The organism is Hymenobacter frigidus, from assembly GCF_014640435.1.
Lineage (GTDB): Bacteria > Bacteroidota > Bacteroidia > Cytophagales > Hymenobacteraceae > Hymenobacter > Hymenobacter frigidus.
Genome location: NZ_BMGY01000033.1, coordinates 23,555 through 36,183, shown reverse-complemented (window position 1 = coordinate 36,183; position 12,629 = coordinate 23,555). Strand labels below are relative to the sequence as shown.

General features: G+C 60.8%; 11 protein-coding genes. 7 read left to right on the top strand and 4 right to left on the bottom strand.

Annotated elements, in window-relative coordinates:
* Positions 1 to 7 precede the first annotated feature (7 nt).
* On the bottom strand, positions 8 to 766 hold the full coding sequence (locus tag IEW17_RS15305) for a class I SAM-dependent methyltransferase (protein WP_188562932.1): 759 nt from the start codon (positions 764 to 766) through the stop codon (positions 8 to 10).
* Between the two features lie 98 nt (positions 767 to 864).
* Here IEW17_RS15305 and IEW17_RS15300 point away from each other — a divergent pair, with 98 nt between their 5' ends.
* From IEW17_RS15300 to IEW17_RS15290, 3 genes are read left to right on the top strand one after another with little or no spacing between them, the layout of a single operon-like run.
* Complete coding sequence (locus IEW17_RS15300; protein ID WP_188562931.1) at positions 865 to 2,439, top strand: ArnT family glycosyltransferase; 1,575 nt, start codon at positions 865 to 867, stop codon at positions 2,437 to 2,439.
* Positions 2,440 to 2,477: 38 nt separating this feature from the next.
* Positions 2,478 to 3,041 carry a hypothetical protein gene (locus IEW17_RS15295; RefSeq protein WP_188562930.1) on the top strand — a complete coding sequence of 188 codons (564 nt, stop codon included), beginning with the start codon at positions 2,478 to 2,480 and terminating at the stop codon, positions 3,039 to 3,041.
* A 56-nt stretch (positions 3,042 to 3,097) separates the two neighbouring features.
* Complete coding sequence (locus IEW17_RS15290; RefSeq protein ID WP_188562929.1) at positions 3,098 to 3,643, top strand: carbohydrate binding domain-containing protein; 546 nt, start codon at positions 3,098 to 3,100, stop codon at positions 3,641 to 3,643.
* 158 nt (positions 3,644 to 3,801) lie between these two features.
* On the opposite strand, the gene IEW17_RS15285 is transcribed toward IEW17_RS15290, so the two are convergent.
* On the bottom strand, positions 3,802 to 6,111 hold the full coding sequence (locus IEW17_RS15285) for a DUF6311 domain-containing protein (protein ID WP_188562928.1): 2,310 nt from the start codon (positions 6,109 to 6,111) through the stop codon (positions 3,802 to 3,804).
* Positions 6,112 to 6,380: 269 nt separating this feature from the next.
* On the opposite strand from IEW17_RS15285, the gene IEW17_RS15280 reads away from it, so the two are divergent.
* Together IEW17_RS15280 and IEW17_RS15275 are read left to right on the top strand one after the other, a co-directional pair.
* Complete coding sequence (locus IEW17_RS15280) at positions 6,381 to 7,733, top strand: glycoside hydrolase family 16 protein (RefSeq protein ID WP_188562927.1); 1,353 nt, start codon at positions 6,381 to 6,383, stop codon at positions 7,731 to 7,733.
* Between the two features lie 117 nt (positions 7,734 to 7,850).
* Positions 7,851 to 8,408 carry a carbohydrate binding domain-containing protein gene (locus tag IEW17_RS15275; RefSeq protein ID WP_188562926.1) on the top strand — a complete coding sequence of 186 codons (558 nt, stop codon included), beginning with the start codon at positions 7,851 to 7,853 and terminating at the stop codon, positions 8,406 to 8,408.
* A gap of 8 nt (positions 8,409 to 8,416) precedes the next feature.
* On the opposite strand, the gene IEW17_RS15270 is transcribed toward IEW17_RS15275, so the two are convergent.
* Together IEW17_RS15270 and IEW17_RS15265 are read right to left on the bottom strand one after the other, a co-directional pair.
* Positions 8,417 to 9,175 carry a glycosyltransferase family 2 protein gene (locus tag IEW17_RS15270; protein ID WP_229749038.1) on the bottom strand — a complete coding sequence of 253 codons (759 nt, stop codon included), beginning with the start codon at positions 9,173 to 9,175 and terminating at the stop codon, positions 8,417 to 8,419.
* A 69-nt stretch (positions 9,176 to 9,244) separates the two neighbouring features.
* Positions 9,245 to 10,036 carry an SDR family oxidoreductase gene (locus tag IEW17_RS15265; protein ID WP_188562925.1) on the bottom strand — a complete coding sequence of 264 codons (792 nt, stop codon included), beginning with the start codon at positions 10,034 to 10,036 and terminating at the stop codon, positions 9,245 to 9,247.
* A gap of 112 nt (positions 10,037 to 10,148) precedes the next feature.
* On the opposite strand from IEW17_RS15265, the gene IEW17_RS15260 reads away from it, so the two are divergent.
* Positions 10,149 to 11,933, top strand: coding sequence for a hypothetical protein (locus tag IEW17_RS15260; protein WP_229749037.1), 1,785 nt, complete (start codon positions 10,149 to 10,151; stop codon positions 11,931 to 11,933).
* A 90-nt stretch (positions 11,934 to 12,023) separates the two neighbouring features.
* Complete coding sequence (locus tag IEW17_RS15255; RefSeq protein ID WP_188562923.1) at positions 12,024 to 12,557, top strand: 3-hydroxyanthranilate 3,4-dioxygenase; 534 nt, start codon at positions 12,024 to 12,026, stop codon at positions 12,555 to 12,557.
* The last annotated feature ends 72 nt before the right edge of the window (positions 12,558 to 12,629 follow it).

The window sequence follows — 12,629 nt, the reverse complement described above, 5'->3', positions numbered from 1 at the left end:
GGGAAAATCAGGCCGGCTTTTGAGCCAGGGCAAATACACTCACGCCTAATGGCAGGTTTAGGTGCCGCAACAGGCGATTTTCGAATTTCACCCATTGCAGCAGTAACGTATTAGCCGGTCCGGCGAAATGATGCAGGTCGCCGGTGGCGCCTGCCTTTTTCACTGGCGACACCGGCCCGGACACCAGCCGCCGGCCTAGGCGCAGCGCGGCCGTAGGAAAGTACATGGCCGTATTCCAAAACGAGCTGCGCTCGACGGATAAGCCGGCCCGCTGGATAGCAGCGGTCAGGTCCTGCCGCGAATAGCGCCGGAAGTGGTGATTCACCACATCGTGCTCGCTCCAGAGGTAGGCGTGGGCGGGCACAAACACCAGCAGCTGCCCGCCCGGCTTGAGCACGCGGGTCCATTCGCGCAATGCACGAACCTCATCCTCAATATGTTCCAACACATCGGAAGCAATTACCAGGTCGAATCGAGCGTCGCCGAATGTCAAAGCTGCCCCATCCATTACCGACACATTAGGCACCCCGCGGGCCTGGGCCAACTCAATGGCCGGTACGCTCACATCAATGCCCGTCAGGTCGGTGTAGCCGGCGGCGCGCAGGCGCTGCATCAGCGGCCCGCCCGAGCAGCCAATCTCCAGAATAGCCGCTGAGATGGGCAGTTTCAGTTGTTTAATCAGGTCGTATACCGCATCGCGGCGGCTGGCAAACCACCAGTGCTCTTCTTCGAGCTGGTGGTATTTGGCTTCGTAGGTTAAATCCATGTCTGACAAAAGTACACGATTGAAATACAGCACCCGCGTGTCATGTCCTACCTTTGCTCATCCTTTCTTTGCTCTACAACTGCTGACGCTCAAGTTATATGTTTTTTTCCGTTGCTTCGGTGCGGTCGTTCCGGCCGCGCCCCTATCATGTAGCGGCGGCGCTATTCTTCATTATCCTCGGGGCTTTTTTCTACGGGCCGTATCTCAACGACCTGCCCAACGGCATCCACACTTGGGCGCAAACCGACCGGCTTTCGCTGGCGCTTAATTTCTACGATTACGGGTTCGATTTCTTTACGCCGCGCACATCTTCGCTGGAATCCATCGGGGGCGTCACAGGCGTCGAGTTTCCGCTACAAGCTTACCTGGCGGCTTTGGGCGGCCTGGTATTCGGGCGGGGCAGCATCGTCACGCTGTTCCGGCTGCTGGATGTGGCCGTTACGCTGCTCGGCTTCTACTACTTGTTCCGGCTGGTGTTTGAACGCACGGGGCACTTTGTGGCCGGGCTGGTACCGGGCGTGTTTTTGCTGGCTTCGCCGTTTTTCGCGTTTTACGCGGGTGGCTTCTTACCCGACCCTTTTAGTCTGAGTCTGAGCTTTGTAGGGTATTACTATTGGGCGCGTTTCTTCGAAAGCCGGCACTTTCCCGACCTGCGCGTGGCGGTGCTGGTGCTGGGCCTAGCGGCGCTCATCAAAACCACCACCGTGTTGCACCTGAGCGCGGTAGCGGGCATCACGGTGCTGTGGGCATTCATGCAGCCCGACCGGCTGACGCTGCGGCAGCGGCTCGAATTTCTGGGGCTTGTGGCCTTGGTACTCGCAACAGTGGTGGGCTTTTTTCTGCACAACCAGCACCTGAATGAAACATACCAATCCGGGCAGTTCCTGGCGGCGGCCCGGCCCATTCCCGACCCGGAAACCTTGCACGATGTGCTGCGGGACGTGCGCCGCGGCTGGTTACTTGAGTATGCCACCATCACGCAGTACCGCACGCTGGCCGTGTGCGGGGTACTGCTGATTATTTTTCTGCGGCGCAACTTGGGGCGGTACCTGCCGCTCACGCTGTTACTGTTGGCCGCGGTGGCCATCGGGCTGCTGTTCGCGCAGCTGATGGGTGCGCAGTTTGGCGTACACGACTATTACATCATCTGCGCGGGCTTGCCCCCCGCGGTGCTGCTGCTGGTGCTGGCCCTGCTCAATCTAAGCCAATACACGGGTCCGGTGCGCTACGGCACCACGGTAGGCCTGGCCGTGCTGGTGTTCTTTTTGGCGGCCAACGGCTACAAGCGCCTGCAGCGCCGCTCCAGCGACGATTACCTGCCCTTCTCGCCGTGGGCACACGTCTGGATGCGCGGTGGGGCCGCCGAAATGGCGCAAGCCGGCGTGCCGGCTGCGACCAATGTGCTCTATTTCAACGAGCGGGCCCCCAACATCTCGCAGGTGTACTTCGACCGCCGGGGCCTGACGTGGATTCCACCAAGCGTGGCCACTACCAAAGCCGACGATTTTCTGGGGCGCATGGCCTTCGATAGCCTCGACTACGTGGCCATAAACCCCGCCTTGTTTGCCCAGTTGCCGGCCGACCAACGCGAAGCCATGGCCGCCAGCTTCGAGATGGTGGGTCGGGCACCGGCCATTATCCTGCGCCGCCGCAACCGCCTGCGCCCCTGGTAAGGCTTCTCATTCCCGACTGCTGCTCGTTTCGCCGCCCCATGAAAATCTGCTCTTTTCTTCAAATTGGTTGTTTAGCCGGTGTGGTGGTGGCTCTGTTGGCCGGCTGCCACCCGCGCGACGGCCGCCCCACGCCCCGCCAGCGCGAGCTCGCGCGCACCGATTTTGAAGGCTTCCGGGGCTGGGCCCCCGCCATGCTGCCCCAACTGGCAACCGACAAAGCCCACTCGGGCAAATTTTCGCTCCGCGTAGACCCGCAGCATCCGTATTCGCCCACGTTTCGCGCCGAGCTGGGGCAACTGTTTTCGCACCGGCCGCGCCGTATCACGCTCGGGGCTTGGGTGTGGGTGCCCGGTTTTCGGGACGATGCCGTGTTGGTGATGGCCATCACCAACCCCGACAACCCGGACAACCCCGTCTTTCGCAAGGAGGTCTACCTGAACGACAGCAGCCCGTTTGGGGCCTGGAAATGGGTGAGCCGCGACCTAGACATTCCGCTGAATACCAATTTTTCGTCGCGAAGCCAGCTCGTAGTCTACCTTTTTGCCAAGGATGTGACGAGCCCCGTGTACGCCGACGACCTACTGCTGACCGAGCTGTGGTAGCACCGCCGGTTTTTAACTGCTTTATTTCTCCGAAACTCTCCGTTTTCTCTTTCTTCATGAAAAAACTTCTCCGTTCGATGGGCGCACTGGCTGCGCTGAACCTGGCCGGCTGTGGCGGCAGCACCGAGTCGGTCATCGACCCCAACGTACTGGTCGATGCCAACTTCGATACCCTGGCCGGGTGGATACCCGATGCCATGAATGGCACGCTCACCCGCGAAAAAGCGCACTCCGGCAATTACGCCCTCAAAGTAGATGGCACCCACGAATACAGCCTGGGCTACACCGCGCCACTGGGCAACCTGAGTGGCACCCGCATCAAAAAAATAAAGGTTTCGGCTTGGGCATTCCTCGTTACCGGTGCCAGCGCCTCGCTGGTCGTGACGGTGGGCAACCCCGCCACGCCCGCCGAGAAACCCCTGATGTGGGAAGGCCTGCCACTTGAAAAATCAGCTTCCCCCGGCAAATGGGTTGAAATAAGCAAGGTTATCACCCTACCCGAAAATATCCTGCCGACCTACACGCTCGGCCTATACCTTTGGCGCACGGCTGGCACCCAGCCCGTTTACCTCGATGATTTGCGCGTGACCATCGAACCATAGCCACGCTCGGCCTGCTCCGGTGCGCCGCTCAGTGCCAGCACGCTGGAGCAGGCATTGGCTGCTTGGTATTAGCGGTACTGCCAAGCTATTGTGTTTCTCTTCTCGGGTTTCGCCATCCGGGCAGCAAAAGCTGTGGCAAGCCAGTACGCAGCAGTCGGCTACGGACCAAGCGGGTAGGTGTTTTTGATTACCTGCCGGCGACTTCCCTGACCGCTGTAGTAGTACACGTCGGCGTTGGCAGGACGGATGAGCAGGTCGTCGGCCAGCAGGCCTCGGGTATCGTAGAGTACCTCGATGCGAACGGCTTGGGCGGTGCGCCGAAACGGCACTACTACGCGCACCCAACCATTCAGCACTTCGGTGGCGTGGCGGGCATCCACCGTCTGATGGTCCAGCATCTGCCCGGCGGCATCGTAGAGCTTGACCTGCATGTTGCCGTAGCCGTAGTCCATTTTGCCGTATATCCACACGCCGGCCTCGTAGCGGCCCGTATCAGCGGGCATGGGCAGTTGCCCATCGTAAAGAATGGAGAAGCCTTCCTTCGGGTCGTAGAATGCACCGGTGCCAAGGCGCCCGCGGCGGTCAGGAGATTTGTCGAAGGACTGTAGCATAACCCCCGCCGGAGTGGTGACCCGCAGGCCACCGGGCCGCGGGGCCAGCCGTGGCAACAGCGAATTGGCCAGGGCGCGCTCACGGACCAAGCTGGTGGCAGCCAACGCCGCGAGGGGCAGTTCGTAGAGGGCACCCTCGGGAGCCTGCAGCAGCAGCTTGCCCAAGCGTACGATGCGCTGCTCGGCTTCGGTCAGCGCATCGGGAGTTACGAGCAGCAGCAGGGGCTTATTGTTGGGAAAATGCGTCAGCAGCTCCTTGGGCACCAGTTCGCTACTCAGCAGCTGCACATGCTGCATAGCCTGCCCTACCGACGCGCGCGACACGTAGCAGGCCAGCAGCGGCAGCCCCGTAGTAGCCGACGCTTTATCGGCCTGGTAAATGGAGTTGCCGCTGCCGCTCAGGTCAAATTTGTCAGTTCCGATATTGTAATACGGCAGGGGAAGAATGGCTTGAAAATCTGACACCTTGCGGTTCGTCCACGTCAGCCGGGATATCAAGTCTTTGGCTGGATTTAAGAAGGCACTGGCTCCGGTACTTTGCGTTACCTGCAGGGCTTTGGCTGATACCTGCCACCAGGCCTCGCTGCCCCAAAGCAACAGCAACGGCAAGCCGACCCACGCCCACTTCCTGAGCTGTCGGCGGCGCAGGTAGCGCCACAGCCGGTACAGCACGTAGGCCGTGTACGTAGAAGCCACGTAATAAAAAGGCCACGCAAACCGGCCCAGGGAGCGGAACTGCTTCACGGGGCCCGAATGGTCGGTCAGCCAATCAAACATCCGCCACTTAAAGGGCAAGCCGAAGGCCAGCAGCAACAGGAGGGTGGCCGCCCACAGGCCGGTACGCAGATGCAGCGGCAGCGCCAGCCGCCCCAGCCGGTTCCATTGGCGGCGGCGCACGATGGCCCACCCGCCAACCACCAGGGTAACCAGCAACGTGAGCGTACCGACTACTCCGATGTAGGACAGCCCTTCCATGCCATCGGCCTGCGGGAAGCCGTGTTCCTGCCCCCAATCATGCAGCGGGCCCAGCACCGGCAAAAACACCGATACCGGGGAGGCCACATAAACCAGCAAGCCGTAGGGATTAGGGGGGCGGTCGGTCACATGGTCGGTGGCCCAGAGGTAGCCCCGAAACAGCAGCAGCGGCAAGAGCGCCGCCAGCACCATCCGCCCCAGCCACGGCCGCAGCCGGGGCTGCTGCCAGGCCAGCACCAGCACATGCGCCATCAGGAAGAAACAGCCGCAGGCCAGAAAATACAGCATCACGGCCCCCATCAGCAGGCTGCCCACGGCGAAAAGCACGTACCAGCGCCACTGCCGCGGGTTTTCCTGCATGCGGATGATGCAGTACCACAGCAGGGGCACAAAGCAGCCGTAGCTCAGGGATAAGTGGGCATCGAGGCGCAGCACCTGCGGCGACATGAACCCGATGATAATCGCCAGTACGGCCGCGTACAGCACCGGCAGGCGGGTGCGGCGCAGAATGGCATACAGCACCACCGGCGTAACGACCAGCGAGGCCAATGCCAACAGGTTGGTAATGCCCACAGTGTATTGCCCGGCTGGCAAGCCATGGCGTTGCAAAAAATTGAGCACCAGCGCAATGAGCGGCTGCAGGTTGGGGTAGTTAAAGTGCTCACCGTACGGGTAGTTCATCCCCGTGAACCGGTCGCCCACGTCGTGCAGGGCGTAGAATGCCGTGGCGTAATAACTTTGAAGCGCATCGCCCCCGGCGGTAAAAAAATGGTCGTTGGGGTCAAGGAGCACCGGCCAGAACAACATTGCCGTCAGTATAGCCGCCATCAACGCGACGCCACCCATACCCAGCCAATGCGCTTTGCGAAAAGTTGAACTCATGTAAAGAAGTGGTTGAAATAAACCCGGCCGGCTACAAACCAAGGTCATGGCCATCAAAACTACGGCCCAATCGGCGAGTATACCGCCCCAAAATCGTGAATAGCCCAGGGTTTTACTGCTCCCTCCTTACGCGCTACGGTACCTCCATATGCTTTTTTTCATTGCCTCCCCTTCGCTTCCTGTCCTGTAGTCACGCACCGAGTGGCGGGCTTCTATCTTACCACCTGGCTGGCCCGGCGAAAAGCCTCGGCTTTTCTATTTCACGCTCCATGAAGCATTTTCATTTACTTCACAGCATCGGATTGACACTCCTGGTCTGGCTCATTTGCCCGAATACCTACGCCCAGGGTCGCATAAATTATGGCGATTGGCGATTGGAGTGGGCCGAAGAATTCAACACTCCCCTCGACACCGTTGTGTTGGCCGAGCGATGGCAGTTTTTCTATCCGTGGGGCCGCGCCCTGGTATCACCCGTTGAGGTGGGTTATTACACAAGCCAGGCACTGCACTCGGCCAATGGGGTGCTGAACATGACGCTGAACCGCCTGGCCCAGCCGTTGCCCTACCGGGGCCGGAACTTATCCTACACGGCCCCCATGCTGTTCAGCCGGCACCTCAACGATTCTTTGCGGCCTTACAATTGCCATCTGGAAGAAGGTTTCAGCTACGGGCTTTTCGAAGTCCGAGCCCGACAGCCATCTTCGTCCACTTCAGCGCCCGCCTTTTGGCTCTTTGGCGGGGTGCCCGATGAGCTGGACGTCTTCGAAAGCAGTGCGGAGGCCTTTTCCAACAACTTCCATCTTGCGCCGGGCGGCTATTGGCGGCCTTCCCGCCTGAAGGACCAGGATTGCCAATGCCTCTACTACAATACTGACCCCACCGGCAATCTGCACGAGCAATTTCACACCTACGGCGTGAGCTGGCTGCCCGATGGCGTGATTTTTTATTACGACGGCGTGCCCATTCGCCACGAAACGCGGCTGGCCCCGGCGGGATGCGCCATGTCGGTCATCGTGAACATGACGGCACTCGCCTGGGCTACCCAGGCCACTGATACGTTGGCCATCGACTACATCCGAATATACCGGCCGCGCCGTCTGCCAGCCGTTGTGCCGGTCCAGCGTTCCGGCGGCGATTTTCCTCAAACGGAGCTGGCGTGGCTGCCCGCCGAAATCCAGCCGGGCCGCCTCGACCAATCCACCTTCCAGCAGTGGCAGTTGGCCCCCGCTCCCCGGGCCGCGAGCCAGTTAAATTTATTGCTCACCGACAACTACAATCCGGCCTGCGACCTTTTTTTGCCCTTACCCATCGCCAGCCGCTGGGCCCCGTCCTGGACCCAAAACGCGGGCGTGCCGGAGCTGCGCATTCACGTGGCTAGTCCCGATTCTGTGAACTGGGCCGTCCGCGACTTGCGCGGCCACTTGGTAAGCAGTGGTACGGCAGCGGGCGGCGGGGTCTGGAAACCCCGGTGGGCACCTTTGCCCCCCGGGGCCTACGCCCTCCACTTGCGGCAAGGCGTAGGCTCCCTGGTGCATCCGCTTTTTGTGATGGGCCGGCCCGTAGGCTCTGAGCCAAGTGCTGCCTGGCAACAAGTGGCACCCGCAGATACTCTCGCCGATTAGCGTAAAAAGAAACGCCCATACCGCCTGCTCTTTTTAGCAAAAAGTAGAACAGCTGTTCCCCCAGCATTGCTGGCATGAATGCGCTAGTTTTGTGCCCATATAATTCGCTCCATTTTCATGTCACTGATACGCTTCAACCTGTTGCCCTGGTCTTTGCTAGTTGGAATTACCCTACTTGCCTCGTGCGCCAAAAAAGACGAAGCCGTCATCAAGGGAACATTGGTGACTCAGAACGATTTTGAGAGCGTGATAGGCTGGAATGGCAATTCCGACGCTAGCGTGACCGCCGAACGGGCGCATTCGGGCAAGCACGCGTTGGTGGTTGGTCCCCAAAACGAATTCAGCTACACGTATATCCGCACGCTTGGCAAGATGAGCACCGCCAAAATCCGGACGCTTACCGTTTCGGCGTGGGTGTGGGCTCCCAACGACCAAGTACCGGGCAGCTTGGTGCTCTCCATTACGCACTCGCCAGAACGCGACACTCCGGTATTCTACGGCAGCGTTGCTCTCGCCAAGGAGGTTAAGAAGTTTAAGGAGTGGCAGCAGGTGTCACACACCTTTGCCCTCCCCGATTCGGTGCAGGACATCAACCAGCTCAAATGCTACTTGTGGCGGGAGGGCAGCAATGAGAACGTGTACGCGGACGACGTTGCCCTCAGCGTCGAGAATTAAGCGCCGCGCTACTGCCCCAGCAAGCCATATTTGACAATGCAGTAAATGGCCCGGAACCCATCGCGCCAACCGATTTTCTTGCCTTCGGCATACGTGCGGCCGTAGTAGCTGATGCCCACTTCGTAGATGCGTACATCTTTGACGCGCGCTACTTTGGCGGTTACTTCGGGCTCGAAGCCGAAGCGGTTTTCTTCCAGCTTCAGGCCCTGAATGATGTCGCGCCGGAACAGCTTGTAGCACGTTTCCATGTCGGTCAGGTTCAGGTCGGTCACCATGTTCGAGAAAAAGGTGAGCATCTGATTGCCGATGCTGTGCCAGAAGAACAGGATGCGGTGCGGGTTGCCGCCCAGGAAGCGCGAGCCAAACACCACATCGGCGAAGCCTTTCAGGATGGGCTTCAGCAGCACATTATATTCCTCGGGGTCGTATTCCAGGTCGGCATCCTGGATGATGACGTAGTCGCCGGTGGCTTCGCGGATGCCGGTATGCAGCGCGGTGCCCTTGCCCTGGTTCACGGCGTGCTCCAGCAGGCGCAGGCCCATTTCGGGGTAGCGCGCGGCGTAGGCCCGGATGGTATCGGCCGAGGCATCGGTCGAGCAGTCGTTCACGAGGATAATCTCCTTGCCGATGTTGTTCACCAGCTGCAGCTCGCGCAGCAAGTCCAGAATCTGGTGGATGGTGCGGGCTTCGTTATAAACCGGGATGACGATGGAAAGCGTGTCGAATTTTACCACAGGAAAGGCATTGGGCGCAACAGGAAGCAACAAAGGTAAACGCTCCACTCATGTTAAGGAGCCGCCGAAGTACGACGCGCTGTTGACGCTACATTCCCCGTCTCAAAACGCGCCGGTGCGGCCGCCATCCACGGGCACGCTGGTGCCGTTGATGTAGCCGGCCGTCGGCGAGGCCAGGAAAACCACCGCCGCCGCTACTTCTTCGGCCAAGCCAAAGCGACGGGCCGGAATGGTTTTCAGCATCTCCGCTTCGATGGCCTCGGCCGACTGGCCGGTTTGCGCGGTTTTCTTCTCGATGAGCGAGGTGTGGCGCTGGGTGAGCGTGGCCCCCGGCAGCACGTTATTCACCGTGATGCCGAGCGGGCCCAACTCATTGGCCAGGGTTTTGGCCCAGCTGGCCACGGCCCCGCGAATGGTGTTGCTCACGCCCAGGCCCGGCAGCGGCACCTTCACGGACGTGCTGATAATGTTGATGATACGGCCAAAACCTGCGGCCTGCATGCCCGGTACCACGGCTTGCGCCAGCAGGTGATTGGCCACCAGGTGCTGCTCGAAGGCGGCCCGAAAATCATCGGGCGTAGCTTGGAGCAGCGGGCCGCCGGCGGGGCCGCCGGTGTTGTTCACCAGGATGTGAACGGTGCGGCCGGTGGCGCTCAGGTAGTCGCGCACGGTAGCGGCCAGCGCTTCGGGGTCGGAGAAATCGGCTACCAGGAAATCGTGGGTTTGGTCGGCGGGCGTGGGCAGGGCAGCGGCTACTTCGCGCAACCTGGCCGCGTCGCGGGCCAGCAGCGTGACGGTGGCACCCTGGGCGGCGAGGGCTTCGGCCACGGCGCGGCCAATGCCTTGCGTGGAGCCGCCCACCAGGGCGCGGCGGGAGATAAAGGGAAGGCTCATGCGGGGCGGGAGTGGTGGGGCAAAGGGAATTGAGGTGTTGCTTTGTGGAGGCAACGCGGGCAAAATTACCACGGCGGCCCGGTTCTGCTGGTCACCGCTACAATGCTTTCTGATGGAAAAACATACTATGTCACATCCGGCTCGGCGGGGTAGCCTCTTTGTTGTGACGCTGAGTTACGCGGCCGTATTCCTGGCCTGGACCTGGCCGCTGGGCACGCAGCTGGCTACCGCGTTTCCGGCCGTGCCCGACCACGATGGCTACATGCAAATCTGGAGCGTGTGGCACTTCCGCGAAATGCTGCTCAGCGGGCACAACCCATTTTACTCCGATTGGCTGCTTTACCCGGAGGGCGCGTCTCTGCTTATGACGACGTACACGCCAATCATTGGCCTGCTTAATACCCTAATAGGCAATGAGATGCTGGCCCTCAACCTGATGCTGATTGGGCAATACGCGTTGTCGGGCACGGGCGCGTGGCTGCTGGCGCGCCGCTGGGTACGGCACCCGCTGCTGCAATGGCTGGCAGGCTTTGTTTTTGCCTTCTCGCCCTACAAAATGCTGCGCCTACCCGAGCACTACAACTTGGTACTGACGGCCACCGTGCCTTTTTTCGTGCTGGCTTTCCTGCGGGCCTTCGAGTTTCGAGCGGGGTGGCGGTGGCCGCTGGTACGCAGTTGGGGGGCGGTAGCTGCCTGCTTCGGCCTGGGGCTGCTTACGTTGCTTAGCGACTACTACATCACGTTCGCGCTTCTCTATTTTTCATTGGGGTATGCGCTATGGTTCTGGCTGCGCCTGGGAAGCGTAAACTGGGGACAGTGGCGGCCCTGGCTGGTACTGGCCGGGGTGCTGGTGGCTTGCCACATCGCACTCCGCCTGCTGCGCCTGGCGGGCGTGCCCGACAACGGCGGCTTCTGGTGGGGCGGCGACTTGGTCAGCTACTTCCTGCCGCCGCCCAATAGCCGCTGGCTGAACTTCGCCTGGGCACAGCAGCTTTTCGGCAGCGCCCGGCTATACACCATGCCCGGCTCCATCGAAAACGTCATGTTTTTGGGGTATGCCCTGCCCCTGCTAGGCCTGGCGGTCTGGGGCTGGCCGGGCCGCCAGCCGGCATCGGTTCGCCACCAAGACCCGCAGGGGCAGCCCCTGGCCTGGCTGCTGTTGTTCAGCGTGCTACTGACGCTGCCCGCGCTACGCGTTTTCGGCAAGTCGCTGCTGAACCTACCCACCGGCTTTTTGCATCTGGTGCCTTTTTTCAACAACATCCGCTGCCCTACGCGTTGGGTACTGCTGGTGAGCCTGTTTTTGCCCCTAGTGGTGTTCGCAGCGCTCGAAGTGCGCTGGACAAGCTGGCGGCCCCGCTGGCAGTGGGCGTTAAGCGCAATACTGCTACTTGCCGTGGGCCTGGAGTACTGGCCGGTGGCCCCTCCCCTGGCTTCGTCGGCCGCGCTACCACCCGTTTTCCAGGCAGTGGCCGTGCTACCGGGCGAGGCCTTACTCACCATACCAGTGGGACTCGTTGACGGAAAAAAACAGGTGGGCAAAGTCGAGCTAGTCAATTTCCTCCACCAGCCCTATCACCGCAAAAAGTTACTTTCCGCCTATCTATCCCGCGTTCCGGATGCCCGCTTCGCGGCCTTCGAGCGCGGCGATTCGGTGCTAAGCATGCTGCTGCGTCTGCAACGCGCACCAGCCGATACCGTGGTTCGGCCACCGTCGGCGGCGGCGGCCCGAGCCTTCCGCCTCCATTTCAAGCCGGCGGCCGTGCTCGTGAGCCCGGCCTGGCGGGATGGGGCAGCGCACCGCTACATTAAGGCGGCTTTCCCTGATTTTAGGGAAGAGAATTTTGCCGATGGCTACAGCTTACTCAGGCCGGCAAGCCGGCAACCCGTTCCTTGATTATTCTCCAATAACAGCCGGTAATTCCTACAGGCTGCGAACTATTGCTTGGCTATTTTTGAGAAATCTTCACTCACCCCCGCCCCTCCCATGCTAGCCCGCCCCTTCAACATTCAACAGTGGATTGATGAGCACCGCCATTTGCTGAAGCCCCCGGTGGGCAACCAGCAGGTATTCAAAGACAACCAGGATTTTATTGTGATGGTAGTAGGCGGCCCCAACGCCCGCAAAGACTACCACGTGGATGCCGGCGAGGAGCTATTCTGGCAGATTGAGGGCACGATGACCGTGAAAATCATGGAGAACGGCCAGCCGGTGGATATCAATATTGGCCCCGGCGAGATGTTCCTGCTGCCGCCTTATGTGCCCCACTCGCCGCGCCGCCCGGCCGGCACCGTGGGCATGGTGCTGGAGCGCTACCGCACCACTGAGGAACCCGACGGCTTCCAGTGGTACTGCGAAAACTGCGGCCACAAGCTGCACGAGGAGTTCGCCCTCATCACCGACATCGTGGCCCAGCTGCCGCCCATCATGAACAAGTTCTGGGCTTCGGAAGCCCTGCGTACCTGCCAGAACTGCGGCACCTACATGGACGCGCCCGCAGCAGTCCCAGCGGCCGAATAATGACCACAGCGTCCTGCTGAACACCGTCGAAGCCTGACGGTATGATTCCCCACCCCTCGCCTGCCCCACCCC